Source organism: Companilactobacillus bobalius, from assembly GCF_009764355.1.
Genome location: NZ_LNUA01000031.1, coordinates 253,661 through 272,446, shown reverse-complemented (window position 1 = coordinate 272,446; position 18,786 = coordinate 253,661). Strand labels below are relative to the sequence as shown.

Here is an 18,786-nt window from a genome sequence, read left to right as displayed (position 1 = left end):
CCCTATAAACGTTTAAATTTTTACATCATCAACGTAAGGAATTGAATTCTGTGCACCTTTTACTTGAACTGCCATTGACGAGGCCTTGCTAGCAAACCTCATTGCTTCAACCATATTAGCTAAGTCGGAATCCAACTTAGCGGCTAAATAACCAATGAATGTATCACCAGCTGCAGTCGTGTCAACCGCAGAAACTTTGTAAGCGTCCACAAAAGATTCTTTACCATCAGTGTAATAAAGCGATCCCCTGCTACCAACAGTTATTATAACACGCTTTATGCCCATTTTATTCAATTTAATGGCAGAATTTATAATTGATTTTCTATCGACCGTCTTTATGCCTGTTATAGCGCCTGCTTCAGTTTCATTTGGAACAATAATATCGGTTTTTGCTGGTGCCGGATTCAATATTGTTACAACATTATTTTTCTTGGCAATTTGGAAAGCAGCCAATGTTGCAGCCAATGGTGTTTCAAATTGAGAAATTAAACAATCGGCATTTTCAATTGCATCCCGAGCATTTTCCACATCGTCTACTGTAATAGTTTGATTAGCACCACCATAAATTAAAATACTGTTTTGACCTTTTTCATCTAATAGAATATAGGCTTTACCTGTACCAGCTTTTGAATCAACCGTAATGTGATCCGTTTTTAAACCATCTTTTTTGAAAGTATCCAACATAAAATCTGCTGAATGATCCTTTCCCACTTTAGCTATGAAGGTCGTTTCTGCACCGGCACGAACTGCAGCAATCGCCTGATTAGCACCCTTTCCACCGCCGGCAGTGGATTGATCACCCATTGCCATAGTTTCACCTGGTAAAGGTAATCGTGGAATATTTAAAATAGTATCCACATTAATTGAACCTAGTACAACAATCTTTTTCATAATTCCATCCACCTTATTATTTTTAATAATCTTATCAATATGAAGTTATTTACTGCAAGTAGGGATTCATATTGGTGTAAATCATGATAAAATATATCCTTAGTAAAAGAAACTTCAAAGGATGTATTATGACAAGAACAGCTAAACTCAGTTTTTATTTCATATTATTTATCATCTTCGGCCTAATTGGTCTTTGGATGCCGCTTCTTGGTGACGATTTACACTGGGGAACCTACTTTGGAAGTAACTATTTCCCACATGGAATCTTTACCTATTATGATGGTCGCTATCTGGGAGACCTTTTAGTTATCAGTATGACTAAAATCAAGCCGGTTGCTTTCATGGCCTATGGGATCTTCCCCACAACCATTGTCTATCTGATTCAAAAGATTCGTGAACAAATTACACCTGAAAAAAATATCGGTTTAGTTTCATCAGCCTTAGCGGCTGCACTTATTCTTTTAAGTCCGGTTATGATTTTCAAACAAATCTTGGGTTGGCATGCTGGGTTTGCTAACTACTTACCTTCAGCAATTTTCCCACTATTTCTACTTTATTTAGTTCTAAAGAATTATGACAATAAAAATGTTCATTATTATCGAACAAGTATGATTCTTATTTTCTTAGCTTCAGTAGCTACACAATTCTTTGCTGAACATATCACCTTATTAAACTGCTTTAATGTTGTTTTAGTTTGGATCTTCTTCAGAAAACATTTTGGTGAACAATTCAAAAAAGTCTTGAATCTTATCTTAGCTGGTAATATTCTTGGTGCCATCCTAATGTTCATCAATGGAGCTTACATCAAAATTCTCTTAGGTTCAGATGCCTACCGTTCTGTAAGCAATGGTTCTAAAGATACCCTCTTCAATTACTTAAAGATTACTTATACACCAAAACATTTGATTGTCGTTGGTACATTGGTATTGGCATTTACCATCTTTATGATTCTTTACAGTCTTAAAATTAATAACACTAAACAAAAAATTGCTAACTTTGCATTACTACTATCAACTTACGTAGCCATTGCCCCATTCATCGTCGTATCACCATTTGGTTCAAGATGTATGTTTGCTAGTTACGTCTTCTTAGTTACAATTTTCACCATCAATTTAGATATTTTCTTTAACAATTACGAAAAAATTCTTCTACCAGTATTTGCTTTATTGACACTTTGTCTAGGCGTCCGTATGGATTACCTATCACACGATTACGGCAAGACCTTTGATATGCAAATTCAATATTCACAATATCAAAATACTATTACTCGTGACGACCAATACTTCTTACAATATAGAAGCGATAAGTACATTTGGTTAACAGCTCCAATTCAAAATGACAATAACTTCTCTGAGTTATACGTTAAGAATAAAGATCGTAACATGATTCCAATCAACTATTGGGATTGGACCGACGCCATGCGCAAATTAAAAGGTAAGAAATTTAAGACTCATGACGATTACATGCGTGCTTTCGATAAACAAATTCTAAAAAAAGTTAAATTGATTCAAGCAAAAGATAATAAGTAAAAATATTTTGTATGGTTAATAATTTCATTAAACATACCGTACACAAAAAGCCGATCGAGCTCGCTATTGAGTTCAATCGGCTTTTTTCGTTCCAAATTATTCTTTAATAAATTCATCCGTTGCAACACGAATATACCTGTGACCACCAATTGTTACAATTTTATCGCATCTCCATAAACTATTCATCGGAAGGAATACGTCTAGAAGTTCACCCTTACTATCATAGAGCGGTGTATTGACTGCCACGGAAACCACATTTTTTTCTACAGTATAAGATTGTAAATCTTTGAAACTAACAAACTCATCATTTCCTACACGGTACATCATTTGACCACCGATATTCTCATAACCATCAGTTGACAAAATACTACCAGCAGATACTGTCTTGGTTAAAGCCGCACCTCTTTCATCATAGAGATGTGCTTCCTTAGCTACATGAACTTTTGATTCAGGTGTAGAAATGAATACTCCCATGCTGCTGGATGTGTCCGTCGTGTAGTCCATAACGTATTCATTAACACCAACACGATAAAACCTAGAACCATTAATATAAACAATTCTATCTACTTTCCAAGATGTTTTAGGACTAAGCATCTCCATAGTCATCTGTCCATCCCTGTTATAAATATAGGTTGAATAAATATTATGGTATATAAAGTTAACTGGTTGATAAGTATTTACAGATTGAGCGTCGACCCATTCATTAGCACCGACATGGTACATTGGTATGCCCCCAATAACAGCTATACCATCAGTTCTCCAATTACTGCTACTTGGTAAAACTTTACCTACCTTTTCGCCTTTAGAATCATAAACTACCGCAGCATCCTTAACTGTCAAATTCAAGTCGCTAACTGGTATAAATGGCAAACTCTTATCGATTGCTAAGAAATTGTTGGTTCCAACTTCGTAATACTTATTACCCTTAATTTCAACGACCTTATCGTATTTCCAAAAAGTACTGGGTCCCAACGTCAAATCAATTGTTTTGCCCGTAGAATCGACTAATGGAGTATATGATTCATCAAATGTTTTTGCTATCCCATCATCAGTCGTATAAGGATTAAATTCATCAGCCAAGACCCATTCATCTGGTCCAATCTTATAATATAAGTCACCATTTATTTCAGCTGACTCTTTAATAGTAGTATCTGTTAAAATAACTTCTTTACCAGTTGGTTTTCCAGTTGAATCATAAGTATAAACTGGCTTATTAGAAACAGCTAAGACATTCAAATCAACGTCACCCCTAGTAATAGAGATTGGTTTAGCTGCTGTAGTTGTAACTCCATTTACTAGTGGTGTAACCACTGGATTAGCTCTGAATTTCAAATCAATGACTTGTGGATCTTGCGAATAGGTTCCCTTCAACGCATAAGGATCTCCCACAAAAGTGTAACCTGCCAAATTTGTATCGGCAGTAAGGTCATAAGAATCACCAATTGTTGTTCCATCAACCACTTTAGTTAAGTCAGATCCGTTAACAGCTATTGGCGAACCGTCCTCATTTTCATAATTGAGCGTTACAGTGGGATGAGCTTGCCAAATAATCGGACGGGCCATTGTGCCAGCATAAATGAAACTAACATTACCGTAAGTCGTATGGATATAAGAATCGGATTTCGAATAATCATTTAAATATCCGTAGACTAAATTCTTTGCAGAACTATCAGCATTAACCAATTTATACTCATCCCCACTGACATGTTCCAAATCTCCATCATCCAAATCCTCTGCTGGGACAGAACTCGAATAATTGTATCCTGACGACAAATCAGTCCCATAAAGCCCCGTAACATGCTCAGCTGTAAAACTGATTGGTTGCTTGTCCACTGCATAAACCGGATTTGGATCATAAACATTATTGATGATATTTAAATAAGCTGGCTTTGTTTTATCAATTCCATTCAATGGTGAAAAATCAGTAATTGAAGAATTACCCAAATAAATAGCTCCACCCTTGTTAGCAATTTCTACAAGAGTTGGTGCTATCATTTTCAACTCCTGATTATTAATTCCATCATTGATGGCAATGCTTCCAGTACCATGAAGTCCCAACTCGTCTACATCACTAATATTTAACTTAGACAATTGACTGAGTGAAATTTCCTTATATGCTGGATCACTATAATTTCCAAATAAGTCAAGTGATTCAAATTTCAACCCATTCATCGGCGTCAAGTCGAGATTAGAAGTTGGCGCTGAAGAAACATTAACCGATAAAGCAACATCCGTTCCTGCTGGCAAATAATTTAAATATTGCATTCCATCAAAACTCGTTACATAGGTATTTGTAACAGTATTAGGCATATTTCCATAATAGAAATCACCTACCAAATTCAATATATTACCACCAAAATTTTTAACATCACTTACTGTTAATGGATCTGTCGATTTCAATCCAAATTCACTTTTGACCATATAATTCAAAAATGGATCAGTGAAGTTAACCTCCGTGCTGTCAGACACATTGTTTGGTAAGGTATAAGAACTTGCTGAAGTTGGAGTTATAGTACTAGAGCTAGTCGTTGATTTAGTTGCAAGCATTGGCGAAACTGGTGTTGTCGTTGTAGCTCCACGATTTAAATTAATAGTAGAAGTCGAAGTAACTGGCTTGCTTGTTGTGGGAACAGTAGCTGGTTCAGTAGCCTTATTACTTGTCAAAGCAGATCCTGATACCGTAGTGCTTGCTTCGGCAGTCAAAGTAACCGGCTTACTTGTAGTTGCATTAGTTTCCGTAGTAGGTGACACTGTTGAAATTGTTGTAGATTTCGGTGTAACCAAAGTAGCACTAGCTGGTTTTATTCCAGAAGTTGTGGAATGGGCCACAGCAACCTGAGTTGTATTCGAGGTCGTTGCACTAACTGGTTCAGTCGTAGCTGAAGTAACCTTATTAGACGTAGTGCTGGTGGTACTAGTGGTCGAGGCATTGTCGCCTGTTGTATCGGCCTTTACCGTCTGATTAGACAATGACGCTAAAGTTACCGCTGAAAATAATGAAGCTCCTAAATATACGCATTTTTTATTTAATAACATATCTCCATCACTCTTTTCCATATTTCACGACAGATATTAAGTCATAGGCAGTCCATATACCAAAGATATGAATCACTATATATTTGATAAGAAAGTGTTTATATGCCAATAGCAGCAAGCTTTATTGTGATTTCTATGTTGAATAGACCTTTCGTCTAAGCCACAAATCTCCATAACTATTTTTATATCACGAAAATTTTTGACGATAAGAAATACATAATAATTTGCATTATTAATTAATTTCTACCAATGTTTTCAAAACTTACCCGTAATACTATGAAAAATAAAAAGTCCTCACTGGAATATACCAATTAACCATCGTTAAGAGTATTATTGCAGTGAGGACTAGACCATTACATCCATTTATAATTTATTTAATTGAATTTAACACGCTTTATTTATGTTTCTTAATTTTATTCCACTTCAGGAAAAAGTTTTTTACAAAAAGTGAATCCAAACAGAAGTGAATCGATAGTACACTATCTCTTGTAATAAGGAAACACCTCATATATCTAATAAAAATTAAACGTACATATGGCAGTGTACATGAGATTGATATATAAAATAAAAAAAGATGTGAGTGGTCGGCATACCACAAACATCTTGAATTAATAATTCACACACAGAATATTAAATTAATTGATGGAAGCTTTATATTGTTGTTCAGTAACGTCAAACATGGCAACGTACATATCTGTAGCAACTCTTAAAAAAGGCATTCCTTGAGACGTATAAATTGCAGAGTCGGAGTACCATTTAGTTCCGGACACAAGTGATACGTCTGTTCTTTGTTTCAAATTATGATCATAAACACGTACTGCATCCTTATCGTCAGATGATTGAACCTTAATAGTCATCTGGCGTTTTTTGTATGCAAAACTATCCTCTGTACTCAAAAATTGATTAGGAGCAACTTGGAAGTAATCATTTCCGTTGATCTTTTGTAATTTGTTTACCTTCCATGTACTATCTTTTTGAACGGAAGTATCAGTCTTATTACCATTTTGATCATACATATTAGTAGTTTGTGTAACTTCTGCATAGTTCCCCTTAGTTACTGATTCAGCGTTAACATCTGTCATTGCAGTTGTTGCAGCGACACTACTTCCTAATAATGCACATACTAAAAAGGCGATTGTTTTCTTCATGATTTTTTCCTCTCTATATCTAATAAAATAATTTCCCCGCTATTTTTTGGCATAAAAATAGCATACATAAGATTGATTCTTGTATATAAAATAAATCTATATTAAATTCACACATTTACCCATATCTTTTATTGGCATTTTATAGGCAACTTAATAGTACAAGGATTCGGCAAAATTTTCAACATATATTTGTCCCTAATGACATATACTTTTATTAATTTTTTTATATAAGCGATATTCCAAGCCGATCTAAAGGCATTATTAAAATATAAGATTTTTTTATAAAAAAAAGGATGTTCCATTAATAAAAATGGGCATCCTTTTTCTTTAGAACTAGACTCTTTGAACAAATTTTTGTTGAACAACGTACCACATTCCAACGTATTCATCCGTTGCCACCCGAACGAACGGCATTCCGCCCGATGCATAAATAACACGGTCTGAATACCAAGATGTTCCAGGTGCTAATGTAACACTAGTACTCTCAACTAGTTTGCTATTATAAACCGGTACATCAGAATCCTTAGTTAAGGTAATCACTTCCGGTCTATTGTGGTAGACATAGCTATCATTTTCACTTAAATACTCATCCGTAGCTACTTGATAAAAATCCTTCCCAGAAATTTCAATTGTTTTACCAAGGTACCAATCGCTGTTCTTTGGCTCATAAACACCAAGTTTTCGGCCTAATGAATTATAGAGTTCAGCTTTATTTACATCTACTTCAACATAACTACCATTAGTTACGGATTCAGCCTTGACACTTTGGAGAGATAAAATTGAAAAAGTAAAGCTCATTAGTGCTACCAAAACGGCCACTATCACTTTTCTTTTCATAATTTATACTTCCTTAGTCTCCTTAGACCAAGCTCAGTATAATTTGTTTAAACATTTTTTACAAAAAATATGTACGTCTTCTATTTAGAAAAATACCAGTAAAAAAATAAACCATTAAGAATATTCTTAGTGGTTTATAACAGTTAATAACTCCTCATTATGATTAGCTTTCGCTAAATAATATGCAAGATTGAGATAATCCTCATACTCTTCCGATTTATCATCTTTACCTTTTACAGCCAAGGCCGCACCATAATTCAATTCGTCAAGAAAATAAGAAATATGCTTTTCTTGAGCGTAATTCAATCCACAACGACTAAATTGGTATGCCTTTTTATAAAGCTTCATAGAGTTATAAGAATTTGCAAGTGTCTTGCAGACAAAAAGTACTTCTAACTCATTGGCATTTTGAATATCAGTACTCTCCTTCAGAGCATCACTGATCATTTGAAAATAATACTGTGCTCGATCGATATGATTTTGACTCAAATAACCTAAACCTTTAAACAAATAAGCTAATAATGTATAAACATCATCATCTGCGGATTTAGTTAGTTGCAAAACTTTATCTAAGGTGAAAAGTGAATTATCAATATGATTCTTCTGATAATCTACAACACCAGTAATCAACTCATATTGTTTCATATCATTATTGGTCAATTTTCCTTGCAAAACAGATAACTTATTGTCGATATCCGTTAATTCACCCATTAAAGCATCCTTTTCGATTTTATCTAAGATACTTTCACCTTTATCTGAATTCTTATCAGCAAAATCACTGAACACATCGTTTAATGACAAATTTAATTTGAGACATATCTTAATTAAAATGTTAACCGTTGGTGCTATATTGTGTTTCTCAATTTTACTAATAGTGTTTTGAGTGCAAATATCGTTGGCAAGCTCTATTTGCGTCAAATTCATTTCTCGTCTTTTATTATAAATAATAGATCCAAGAAACAAGAACAACACTCCCATCTGTCTAATATTGATATTAATCAATATTACTATAACACCTCATTAATAAATATATTCATTTGTTAAAAATAAATATATTAAGTTCTAAACAAATTTTAATATAAAATTCGATTAAAACCTATATGGCACAGGCTTTTTAGTATTCCTTTTGTAAAATTTTGTCGAATTAATTTTTTATTTACAATAATTGGTCTAAGGCCCAAAATCGCTTAAGTTTAGATATTAGCGTCATAAATCAGAAACTAGTATCATAAGTGTATTGTGATTTTAATAAGGAGGAACCAATCGTGACAAAAACATTTTGGTCACAAATAGCTAATCAAGCTAAAAAAGAAAAACGTCCTTTCTTCTCAATGGCACCGATGGAAGCAGTTAGCAATACTGTTTTCAGACAAGTCATTGCTCATGCCAGTGCGCCGGACATTTTTTTCAGTGAATTTGTCTATGCTAAAGGAATTACTGATCCCACTACTAAGTTCCCGGTTGATGGTCGTTTGTATATTGATTCTCGTGAAAAAACTTATCCTGTAGTTCAACTTTGGGGTGATGTTCCCGAAGATTTTGAAAACGGCGCTCTAGCTTTAAAAGATAAAGGTTTTAAAGCCATTGATATTAATACCGGTTGCCCTGATAAAACAGTCATTAAGAATCATGGAGGCACTTTCTTGATTCGTAACCCTGAAAAAATCGATGGTATCGTCACAGCAGCCAAAAACTCCGGATTGGCTGTCAGCATTAAAACCCGCTTAGGATATAGTAAACTAACAGAATATAAGGAATGGATTCCTCATCTACTTAATCAACATGTTGAACTTTTAACCGTTCATTTGAGAACAAAGATGGAAATGAGTAAAGTTCCAGCTCATTTTGAGGTTATTGATGATTTGATAAAAATGCGTGATGAAATTTCACCCGACACTCTATTACAAATCAATGGTGACATTCCAGATTTTCAAGCAGGTGTCGATTTAGCTAAAAAACATCCTGGCCTTGATGGAATCATGATTGGTCGCGGTGTTTTTGCTAATCCATTTGCCTTTGAAAAGGTTCCACAAGAACATCCTTTAAACGAATTATTGAATCTTCTTCGTTTGCAATTGGATCTCTTCGATGATTTTTCTCAACATTACGATGTACCCCGTTTTCCATCATTGAAGCGTTTCTTTAAAATTTATGCTCGTCCGGAATTAGGTGCTACTGATTTACGTAATGAAATGATGAATGCCAAATCAACTGATGAGGTTCGTCAAATTTTAGATGATTTTCAAAACAAATAAAAAATATCTGACCGTTTTAATTAACCGGTCAGATATTTTTTTGCACACTTTTTGCACCGAAGAAACAAAAAAAGCAGCCAGACAATCGTCCAACTACTTTAGTAGTGCGGGTAAGAAGATTCGAACTTCCACGGAGATAATTCTCCACAAGATCCTTAGTCTTGCGCGTCTGCCAATTCCGCCATACCCGCATGCAACAGAGAATATTATACATATAATCAAAAAAATTATCAAGATTATTATTTAATATCCCTTAAATACTCAAGCTTCCCATGGCATTTACCACAAACAAACCTCTTAGTATCGATTCTTCTGACACGGATATATTGTGTCTGACATTTAACGCATTGATAAAGATGATAACTCTTCTTTTTGGCTTGGCTTTGAATTGGTGAATATCTCAATCCTCCAACTTGCTTCAATAAAACTTTGAAACTATGATCCCGATGCTGAGCTGGTAATCCGTCATTATAAAGATGATAATGACACAATTCATGTTTAATGACTCCAACTAAAGTATCATAACCAAATTGCTGATAAATTTTGGGGTTAATATCGATGTTTCGATCTTTCAAGTGAAAACGACCGCCTGTTGTTTTGAGACGACTATTAAAATATGCTTGATGAACAAAAGGTTTCCCAAAATATTCTTGGGAAACCTTTTTTACTAATTCATTTAAATCTGAATTATTCATATTAAGCCAAATTAGTTAACTTTTGAATTAATTTTGAGAATTTATCCATAGCTTCATCTTGGCCTTTTTCTGATTCATCGAACTTATGACGATCGATATTCTTATCATCACCGATACTTTCAGTCATATCGGCACAGGCTTCAACATACTTTCTAAAAGCTGAAACCAAAGTAATATGAGTTCCCATTAATCTTGCAGGAGCCTTACCTTTTTCCAACTTGGCTAAAGTTTCTTGATATTTTTTTGTTCCATCAGCAAAATTCTTTTGAATCTTAGTATATTCAACATCATCCAGTTGATCGACTTTACTACGATCCAACGCACCACGAATCTTTTCAAATTCTGGATTCAACTTATCTTGTTCTTCTTGAATTGTATTAACAGTATTATTAATCAAATTACCATATTGCATGGCTCTTTTTTGTGCGGCATTCATAAACGTTACCTCTTATTTTCTTCTTGTGTTTTTTCAGTATAAATATCTCTTTCAATGGTAAATCTCGGACGTTGTTTAACTTCGCTGAAGATTTTACCGACATATTCACCGATCACACTAATACTAATCAATTGTACACCACCAAGTGCCCAAATGGATATCATTAGTGACGACCAACCATTGACCACGTTACCATTGATTTTTTGAACCAAGCTATAAATCAACAATACGATACTGATCAATACGATGAAGAAGCCTAACCCCATGATCATCTTAATTGGAACGATTGAAAATGAAGTGATTCCATCCATAGCAAACTTGATCATTTTCTTTAGTGGATATTTAGATTCACCAGCAAAACGTTCCTTACGAGCATAATAAACTTTAGCTGATTTGAATCCAACTAGTGGAACAATTCCACGTAAAAACAAATTGCGTTCTCGATAACTCAATAAAACTTGGCAAGCGCGTTGGCTCATCAGGCGATAATCGGCTGAATCAGGTACCAATTTAACCCCTAAGAAGCCCATGAAACGATAGAACATTTCAGCCGTTCCACGTTTGAAAGCAGTATCGGTATCACGATTATTTCTTACTCCATAAACAACTTCAGCACCATTCAAGTACTCATCAACCATCTTAGGAATAGCATTAACATCATCCTGCAAATCGGCATCTATCGTTATAACGGCATCAGAATCTTTTGAAGCTGTCGTTACACCAGCCAATAACGCACCTTGATGTCCAAAATTGCGACTTAATTTAACACCAGAAACGGAAGGATACTCTTTAGAAAACTCAGAAATCAACGACCAAGTTTTATCTTTACTACCATCGTCTACAAAAACAATTTTACTATCCTTAGAAATCTTATCACCGGTCACTAAGCCTTGAAGAATAGCGGTTAATTCCTTAGTAGTTTCATGCAAAACTTCTTCTTCGTTATAACATGGAACGACGATACTTAATTTAAATACATCAGACATCTAATTCTTCTCCCGTCTCGATTTGATCCAGTCAAAGCAGCTATACAAACCGACTCCGGCCAGAATAGCTATTACTGGCAAGAACTCAAGTCGATATCTACCTTGAACTTCAATTAATAATTGTACAACGGCATAGGCCATCAATGGTAATAAAATCAAGAAAATCTTGTTATCAGTCTTTTGTTTAAATAGACTCAATGAACCAATCCAAGAAAAGATTATCAATATGACACTACCCATGTATCCTAATAATTTTACTAAATTATCCATTCTTAATGAATGAATCTTACCAAATTCTGTGAAATCAATTGCCATTGAGCGCCCAGCCCAAAGTGTACGGTTCTTAGCCCAGAACAAACGTAACCAGCCATTAGAAGCATTAAGATTATTGATGTTCTCATGGATGATCTTATGTTCTTTGGCACTCATCTTGGCACGACTCTCCTGCAAGTCAAAACGATCTACCATCTTTTGATCGTATGAACCACCTGAATAAGCATCCAATCCAACTACAAATTTCCATTCTGAATCACGATTAGTTAATCCATAAGAATTCAAACCGGAACTCTTAATTGCCAAACTGGCCCCAGAGAAGATAACCTGATAAATAACCAAAGTCATCACTATTTTTCCAAGTCCAGACCAGGAAAGTTTATTATTAGCAATAAACATGTATAACAAGCCATAAACTAAAATACCGGCAATAATTACTGGTCCAATCGGACGAACAATACTACCAATTGCCAAAGTTAGCCCGGCTAAAGCATAGGTCCAATATTTGTTCTGCATAATCAAGTAGAATGTCAACATGAACAAGAGCATTCCGATATATTGATTATCAGATTGACTATTTAAAGCAAACCAATCTAAGTCAATCATTAATAGAAAGACCGTTAACCGTGCCACTTTAACTTTATTAAAGATTTGCATTGAAATTAAATAAGCTAAATACAAAATCAATACTTGATAGACCACGTTCAATAATTGAATGGCAATAACGTGTTCTCCAAAGATTTTTACAACCGTCATAACGTAGACTAAAAAGCCTGTTTGATAGGCCCACTTAGCAAAATAATCGTTATCATAACTAAATATTTTGCCACCATTTAAAGCTTTAGGAGCTGTATTCCAAAACTCACCAAAATCACTTATCTGTGTCTTAGGAACTACTTTTAGCCAAATTATCGCTACCACAACAAAAATCGCTAACATGCTGAATAGAATCAATCTATTCAAATTTTTGTCATCGTCACGAACTCGATAAAGCAGATAACCTACTCCAACAACGAAAATAATTGCACAAAGAAAAACCAGTATTGCTAGTACTGGTTCTGGTTTTAAATAATTTAATGTAAAAAATTCACCCATCTGTACAAAAACTACAGTAGTAAAGATCCCCACGCAAATAAGCACTAATTTGCTAATAATTCTCTGAAATTTGCTTAACATACTTTTCCTCTAAACTATCGTTTTTTTCTAAGGTTAGAAAATCTTCTAACTTGGATAAACATTGGTCAATATCTTCCATACTTGCAGCATAACTGAATCTCAAATGACCTTCTCCTCCAATTCCGAAGAAGCTACCTGGCAAAATAGCCAAATGTTCTTTATCAAGTAAGTCATTTGCAAACTTCACATCATCTTGAACATATTGTTCAGGTATCTTGGTAAACAAATAAAAGGCACCATTTGGTGTAGGACATTCAAAGCCCAGCTTATTTAAGCCAGCTAACAGCCTATCACGTCTTGCTTGATACTCATTACGCATTGGAATTGGATCATCATAACCATTCTTATATGCTTCTAAGGCTGCAAATTGAGTAATTGAAGTAATTGAAGTAGTTGCCAATTCATGAATCTTATTAATTTGAGCAACAACTTCAGCTGGACCACAAACTACACCAAAACGCCAACCAGTCATGGCATGAGATTTAGACAAACCATTTAACAAAATTGTCTGTTCAGGAAGAATATTGCCAAATGAAATATGCTTAAAATTATAAGTCAATTCACTATAAATTTCGTCACTTATTACGAAAATATTATGTTTTTTAATAACTTCAGCCAAGGCAATCAATTCATCTTCGGTATAACTAACACCTGTAGGATTGCTTGGATAATTAAATAAGAAAATTTTAATACGTGGATTAGTTCTTAAGACTTCACTCAATACTTCAGGAGTTACTTTAAAATCAGTCTCTGAAGTATCGATATAAACTGGCGAAGCCCCATTGAAATTAGCGTCAGGGCCATAAATAGTAAAGGCCGGTGATGGGATCAAAACTTCATCCCCTGGCTGCAAAATAGCATTAAAGGCTGAAAAGACACCTTCAGTTACACCTGTTGTAGCCACGATTTGGGTTTTAGGATCATAATTTAAACCATATTTATCATGCAAGTATTTAGCTACAGCATTCAAAAGCTCATGATTACCTTCAGGAACTGTGTAGTGAGTTTGGTCATCATTAATAGCTTTGATGGCAGCTTGTTTAATATGCTCCGGAGTATGGAAATTAGGTTCTCCAACAGTCATATTAACCGCACCCGGAATACTTTTGGCGCGCGCATTGAATTTAAAAATCTCTTGCTGCTTGATTGCAACAACAGATGGTTTCATAAGGGAAACTAAATTATTGTTCACTGTTAAACACCTCTTCGTAAAATATACAATAATACAACTTAATTCTAACACATAGAACAGGTTACAAGAAAAGGCATTCAAAGAATTGAATGCCCTCAATTTAATTCATATTTATTATCAACAGATTAATCAAAAACTGTATATGGTAAACGACGCTTATGTGCTGTCTTTTTGTACCAATTTTCAATAATTTCAGCATTCTTAGGATTGATTTCCTTACCCTCAAGGTAATCGTCAATATCTTTATAAGATACTCCTAAAGCCTTCTCATCTGGTAAACTAGGACGATCTTCCTCAAGATCAGCCGTTGGTACTTTTTCATAAAGATTCTTTGGTGCATCAAGCTTTTCTAGTAATGACTTACCTTGACGCTTATTCAGACGGAACAATGGTGTAATATCGGCAGCTCCATCACCATACTTAGTATAGAAACCAGTAATATTTTCAGCAGCATGGTCTGTTCCAACCACAACACCTTTATTGTCACCGGCAATAGCATACTGAGCAATCATTCTAGTTCTAGCTTTGATATTACCCTTGTTAAAGTCAGAAATATTTAAATCATTGGCCTCAACTGCTTTAACCATTGCGTCAACACTATCCTTGATATTAACTCGAACGACTTTGTCTGCTTTCATCCATTCAATAGCTTGCATAGCATCTGATTCATCAGCTTGTTCCCCATAAGGTAGGCGCACAGCGATAAATTGATAACTATCATCGCCTGTCTCCTCACGAAGTTCAGTCATAGCTATTTCTGATAATTTACCAGCTAAAGTTGAATCTTGTCCTCCAGAAATACCAAGAACTAGCGTTTTCAAAAAACTACGTTCTTTTACATAATTTTTCAAGAAATCAACCGAACGTCTTATTTCTGTTTCAGGATCAATTTCAGGTTTTGTATGTTCAAATTCAATAATTTCTTTTTGCAATGGTCTCATTTTTTAGTCACCTAATCTAATATTGTTTACGTCATTACGGATCTTTTCGATGTACTTCATCTTATGACTGTATAGTTTTGAAGATAAATCAACTGGATAGACTTGTGGATTCAAGATACGTTTGTACTCATCCCAAAGTGAATCTAAGTTAGACATGCAATACTTTTTAATATCTTTAACATTTGGTAGATCATAAACCAATTTACCATCGACAAAAATATCATGTAACAATGGTTTAGCTTGGAAATCTTCAACAGTCTTATTGATGTAAGTATATTGTGGATGGAACATGTAAAGTGAACTATGTTCTCTAGGATCTTCGTTCCAGAATGTTACGTAGTCACCTTCAGATTTATCATTCTTACGGTTGTTAGTAATACGCCATACTTGTTTCTTACCTGGTGTTGAAATCTTAGCTGCGTTACTTGAGAGTTTCAAAGTATCCATCATGTTGCCACGATTATCCTCGATACTTACTAACTTATAAACAGCACCCAAGGCAGGTTGATCAAAGGCTGTAATAACTTTTGTACCAATACCCCAGACATCGATTTTAGCATCTTGCATCTTCAAGTTAAGTACGGTCTTCTCGTCCAAGTCATTTGATGCATAAATCTTTGCATTGGGAAAACCTGCTTCATCAAGTTGTTTTCTAACACGCTTAGAAATATACGCCATATCACCGGAATCAATTCTGACACCTGCAAAGTTGATCTTGTCGCCCATTTCTTTAGCTACTTTGATAGCACTTGGTACACCACTCTTCAAAGTGTCATAAGTATCAACTAAGAAAACACAATCTTTATGTGTTGTAGCATATGCTTTGAAGGCTTCGTATTCATTACGATATGTTTGAACCAATGCATGGGCATGAGTTCCTGAAATAGGAATACCAAACAATTTACCAGCTAGAACATTACTTGTAGCATCAAAACCAGCAATATAAGCTGCACGTGTTCCCCAAATAGCTGCGTCAACTTCTTGTGCACGACGTGAGCCAAATTCCATAACTGGATCATCACCACAAACAGTCTTAATACGAGCTGCCTTAGTAGCAATTAAAGTTTGGAAATTGACCATATTTAAGATGGCAGTTTCAATCAATTGACATTGTGCCAATGGACCTTCTACTTGAAGGATTGGTTCTTCATTGAAAACCAAATCTCCTTCCAGAGCTGATCGAACGGTGCAACTGAATTGCATATCCTTTAACCAGCGTAAAAATTCTTCGTCATATTCCCCATATTCACGTAAGTATTCAATATCTGAATCAGAAAAGCTAAGATTCTTCAAGTAATCTACGACATGTTCCAAACCTGCAAATACTGCAAAGCCATTGTCGAAGGGTAAACTTCTGAAGTAAACTTCAAAAACTGCACGACGATTGTGCAAACCTTTCTTCCAGTATGTATACATCATATTTAATTCATAATAATCAGTATGCAATGTTAAATCTTCATCTTGAAATTGAGTCATGATTACTCCCTTATTTATTTGATATCACGGTCTTATTTTACTCTAATTGGCCTTCAAAGTCGCTTCATACCCATCATTTACTTTCTCAGCCAATTTTTCAATTGAATAGTTATCTCTTACTTCTTGATACAAAGCCATGCCCTTTTGACTCAAGTTGCCATCTTTCCAATAAGAGTGGGCATCGTTTAAAGCCTCAATTAATTGTTCTTCATTACCTGATTCAACTAACCAGCCATTCTCATTATTAATGACTTTATTCGTAGCACCGACATCTGTTGCAATAACCGGTTTGCCATTGGCAGCTGATTCTAGGTAAACAGCAGGCATACTTTCAGATTTTGAAGTTAAAATCGATACGTCACAATCTTGATAAAAATCGCCCGTATTTTCTTTAAAACCAACAAAATCAACTTTATCAGCGATTCCCAAATCAACAGTTAACTTTCTTAACTCTTCCATCAACGGACCATCACCTACTAAAGTCAAACGATAATTGAATTTAACTTTACTCAAGGCATTCAATAAAAATCGATGATTCTTAACCTCAACTAATCGTGCAACTTCTAAAATATTAAATGGTGAATGACGATTGAATTTTGGATTAGCATTAGAAAAATCAACCGCATTGAATACTTCAAAAGTTTTTTTAGAATCTATTTTCAAAGATTCAAAGTATTCTTCCAAATCAGGATTTACGTAAAATAGCAAATCTGCGTGTTTTAAAGCATGTAAGTTTAATCTAAGCATAACTTGACCCCTTATACCGGAAAAGTCGATACGAGGATCAGAATGGACTGTAATCACCCATTTAGCATGAACTTTATTACGAATCAAAGAAAAAATATAGTTAGCACGTGGTCCATGCGTATGCACAATATCAAAACCATTATTATTGATATATTTTACTAGTGGCTTCAAAATGGAAAGGTCAAAACGTTGTTTCTGAGGCATAACCGCAACATTCAAATCATTTTCACGAGCCATCTTGGAAACAGGACCTTCTTGAAAAGTCAATAAGGCACTTTCCTCACCTATTATTTTTTGACCTTTCATTAAACTAACGATGTATGTACGAGCTCCGCCGTCTTCGTTGCCGGCATTGATATGTAGAATACGCATTTTGACACCTCTCAAATTAATCTTTCTCGTGTATAATAATACATTAAAGGAGAATGCTATGCACAAAAATAGAGTAGATATTTTAGGTACAGAATTTGATAATTTTACCGAAAAACAATTTCACAAATATTTAGACTACGATTTGGATACTAAAGCAAACAAGTTTATCGTAACAGCTAATCCTGAAATTGTCCTTTCAGCTAGAAAAGACAGCAAATTTTTAAAAATCATTAATAACGCTGACTATGTAATTCCTGATGGAATCGGCATTATCAAGGGAGCTAAAAGCCTAGGCACTCCTCTACATGAACGTATCACTGGTTTTGACACATTAAAATATTTAATTGAAACAGCGGACCGCAAACAATTAAAAGTTTACTTGTTAGGCGCTAAACCAGAAGTAATCAGGGCCACTGCTGATAAAATCAAAAAAGATTATCCTCAAGTTGATCTAGTTGGTTATCATGATGGTTATTTCAAAGATGATGCTCCAATCGTTGACGAAATTGCTGAAAAGAAGCCTAATGTTATTCTGGTAGCCTTAGGATATCCTAAGCAAGAATACTTCATCGAAAAGTATCGTCAAAAAGCAGATGCTATCTGGATCGGTGTCGGCGGCAGTTTCGATGTTTTCTCTGGTACTAAGAAACGTGCCCCTAAAGTATTCCAAAAACTCAGTCTGGAATGGTTCTACCGTTTGATCACCGAACCAACAAGATTTGGAAGAATGTTGGCTATTCCTAAATATATGAAATTAATTAAACAAGAAAAAAATCGTAAATAAAAACAGGTTGTC

Annotated in this window: 16 protein-coding genes and 1 tRNA gene; 3 read left to right on the top strand and 14 right to left on the bottom strand. The window is 34.8% G+C overall.

What is annotated here, in order from left to right:
- Nucleotides 1–12: 12 nt before the first annotated feature.
- A complete protein-coding gene (gene rbsK, locus ATN92_RS05800) occupies nt 13–891 on the bottom strand; it encodes a ribokinase (RefSeq protein WP_056953643.1) in 879 nt (292 codons plus the stop codon).
- A gap of 128 nt (nt 892–1,019) precedes the next feature.
- Here rbsK and ATN92_RS05795 point away from each other — a divergent pair, with 128 nt between their 5' ends.
- On the top strand, nt 1,020–2,420 hold the full coding sequence (locus ATN92_RS05795; RefSeq protein WP_056953641.1) for a hypothetical protein: 1,401 nt from the start codon (nt 1,020–1,022) through the stop codon (nt 2,418–2,420).
- A gap of 96 nt (nt 2,421–2,516) precedes the next feature.
- Here ATN92_RS05795 and ATN92_RS05790 read toward each other — a convergent pair whose 3' ends face one another.
- The 4 genes from ATN92_RS05790 to ATN92_RS05775 all read right to left on the bottom strand — a co-directional run bounded on the left by ATN92_RS05790 (nt 2,517) and on the right by ATN92_RS05775 (nt 8,419).
- Nucleotides 2,517–5,456: an SLAP domain-containing protein gene (locus tag ATN92_RS05790; RefSeq protein ID WP_056953638.1), complete on the bottom strand. Its 2,940-nt coding sequence runs from the start codon at nt 5,454–5,456 to the stop codon at nt 2,517–2,519.
- Nucleotides 5,457–6,091: 635 nt separating this feature from the next.
- Nucleotides 6,092–6,604: an SLAP domain-containing protein gene (locus ATN92_RS05785; RefSeq protein ID WP_056953637.1), complete on the bottom strand. Its 513-nt coding sequence runs from the start codon at nt 6,602–6,604 to the stop codon at nt 6,092–6,094.
- 333 nt (nt 6,605–6,937) lie between these two features.
- Nucleotides 6,938–7,441 carry an SLAP domain-containing protein gene (locus tag ATN92_RS05780; RefSeq protein ID WP_056953636.1) on the bottom strand — a complete coding sequence of 168 codons (504 nt, stop codon included), beginning with the start codon at nt 7,439–7,441 and terminating at the stop codon, nt 6,938–6,940.
- Nucleotides 7,442–7,567: 126 nt separating this feature from the next.
- The gene (locus ATN92_RS05775) at nt 7,568–8,419 is read right to left on the bottom strand and encodes a helix-turn-helix domain-containing protein (RefSeq protein ID WP_256970557.1); all 852 of its coding nucleotides are present in this window, start codon (nt 8,417–8,419) and stop codon (nt 7,568–7,570) included.
- Between the two features lie 284 nt (nt 8,420–8,703).
- On the opposite strand from ATN92_RS05775, the gene ATN92_RS05770 reads away from it, so the two are divergent.
- On the top strand, nt 8,704–9,696 hold the full coding sequence (locus ATN92_RS05770) for a tRNA dihydrouridine synthase (RefSeq protein ID WP_056954041.1): 993 nt from the start codon (nt 8,704–8,706) through the stop codon (nt 9,694–9,696).
- Nucleotides 9,697–9,801: 105 nt separating this feature from the next.
- On the opposite strand, the gene ATN92_RS05765 is transcribed toward ATN92_RS05770, so the two are convergent.
- From ATN92_RS05765 to ATN92_RS05725, 9 genes are all read right to left on the bottom strand, one after another.
- Nucleotides 9,802–9,887: transfer RNA gene (locus ATN92_RS05765), tRNA-Leu, on the bottom strand.
- Between the two features lie 48 nt (nt 9,888–9,935).
- Entirely contained in the window at nt 9,936–10,391 is a 456-nt protein-coding gene (locus tag ATN92_RS05760; protein ID WP_056953634.1) for a SprT family protein, read from the bottom strand.
- A gap of 1 nt (nt 10,392) precedes the next feature.
- Nucleotides 10,393–10,827, bottom strand: coding sequence for a hypothetical protein (locus ATN92_RS05755; protein WP_056953631.1), 435 nt, complete (start codon nt 10,825–10,827; stop codon nt 10,393–10,395).
- Between the two features lie 5 nt (nt 10,828–10,832).
- Complete coding sequence (locus tag ATN92_RS05750) at nt 10,833–11,813, bottom strand: glycosyltransferase family 2 protein (protein ID WP_056953628.1); 981 nt, start codon at nt 11,811–11,813, stop codon at nt 10,833–10,835.
- Nucleotides 11,814–13,262 (bottom strand): glycosyltransferase family protein, encoded by a 1,449-nt coding sequence (locus ATN92_RS05745; RefSeq protein ID WP_056953626.1) that lies wholly within the window; start codon nt 13,260–13,262, stop codon nt 11,814–11,816. It lies immediately after the preceding gene.
- Nucleotides 13,234–14,454: an aminotransferase class I/II-fold pyridoxal phosphate-dependent enzyme gene (locus tag ATN92_RS05740; RefSeq protein WP_087721268.1), complete on the bottom strand. Its 1,221-nt coding sequence runs from the start codon at nt 14,452–14,454 to the stop codon at nt 13,234–13,236. Before ATN92_RS05740 ends, ATN92_RS05745 begins: the two co-directional genes overlap by 29 nt.
- Before the next feature lie 125 nt (nt 14,455–14,579).
- The gene (gene nadE, locus ATN92_RS05735; RefSeq protein ID WP_056953624.1) at nt 14,580–15,395 is read right to left on the bottom strand and encodes an NAD(+) synthase; all 816 of its coding nucleotides are present in this window, start codon (nt 15,393–15,395) and stop codon (nt 14,580–14,582) included.
- Nucleotides 15,396–15,398: 3 nt separating this feature from the next.
- Nucleotides 15,399–16,871, bottom strand: a complete 1,473-nt coding sequence (locus tag ATN92_RS05730) for a nicotinate phosphoribosyltransferase (RefSeq protein ID WP_056953622.1) — start codon at nt 16,869–16,871, stop codon at nt 15,399–15,401.
- A gap of 42 nt (nt 16,872–16,913) precedes the next feature.
- Nucleotides 16,914–17,990, bottom strand: a complete 1,077-nt coding sequence (locus tag ATN92_RS05725) for a glycosyltransferase (RefSeq protein WP_056953620.1) — start codon at nt 17,988–17,990, stop codon at nt 16,914–16,916.
- 58 nt (nt 17,991–18,048) lie between these two features.
- On the opposite strand from ATN92_RS05725, the gene ATN92_RS05720 reads away from it, so the two are divergent.
- Nucleotides 18,049–18,774 (top strand): WecB/TagA/CpsF family glycosyltransferase, encoded by a 726-nt coding sequence (locus ATN92_RS05720; protein ID WP_056953618.1) that lies wholly within the window; start codon nt 18,049–18,051, stop codon nt 18,772–18,774.
- Nucleotides 18,775–18,786 lie beyond the last annotated feature (12 nt).

Coding starts and splice junctions, on each gene's coding strand:
- ATN92_RS05780 (WP_056953636.1), bottom strand. CDS start 7,441: ATGAAAAGAAAAGTGATAGTGGCCGTTTTGGTAGCACTAATGAGCTTT.
- ATN92_RS05760 (WP_056953634.1), bottom strand. CDS start 10,391: ATGAATAATTCAGATTTAAATGAATTAGTAAAAAAGGTTTCCCAAGAA.
- ATN92_RS05730 (WP_056953622.1), bottom strand. CDS start 16,871: ATGACTCAATTTCAAGATGAAGATTTAACATTGCATACTGATTATTAT.
- ATN92_RS05745 (WP_056953626.1), bottom strand. CDS start 13,262: ATGTTAAGCAAATTTCAGAGAATTATTAGCAAATTAGTGCTTATTTGC.
- ATN92_RS05785 (WP_056953637.1), bottom strand. CDS start 6,604: ATGAAGAAAACAATCGCCTTTTTAGTATGTGCATTATTAGGAAGTAGT.
- nadE (WP_056953624.1), bottom strand. CDS start 15,395: ATGAGACCATTGCAAAAAGAAATTATTGAATTTGAACATACAAAACCT.
- ATN92_RS05720 (WP_056953618.1), top strand. CDS start 18,049: ATGCACAAAAATAGAGTAGATATTTTAGGTACAGAATTTGATAATTTT.
- ATN92_RS05795 (WP_056953641.1), top strand. CDS start 1,020: ATGACAAGAACAGCTAAACTCAGTTTTTATTTCATATTATTTATCATC.
- ATN92_RS05750 (WP_056953628.1), bottom strand. CDS start 11,813: ATGTCTGATGTATTTAAATTAAGTATCGTCGTTCCATGTTATAACGAA.
- rbsK (WP_056953643.1), bottom strand. CDS start 891: ATGAAAAAGATTGTTGTACTAGGTTCAATTAATGTGGATACTATTTTA.
- ATN92_RS05755 (WP_056953631.1), bottom strand. CDS start 10,827: ATGAATGCCGCACAAAAAAGAGCCATGCAATATGGTAATTTGATTAAT.
- ATN92_RS05725 (WP_056953620.1), bottom strand. CDS start 17,990: ATGCGTATTCTACATATCAATGCCGGCAACGAAGACGGCGGAGCTCGT.
- ATN92_RS05790 (WP_056953638.1), bottom strand. CDS start 5,456: ATGTTATTAAATAAAAAATGCGTATATTTAGGAGCTTCATTATTTTCA.
- ATN92_RS05775 (WP_256970557.1), bottom strand. CDS start 8,419: ATGGGAGTGTTGTTCTTGTTTCTTGGATCTATTATTTATAATAAAAGA.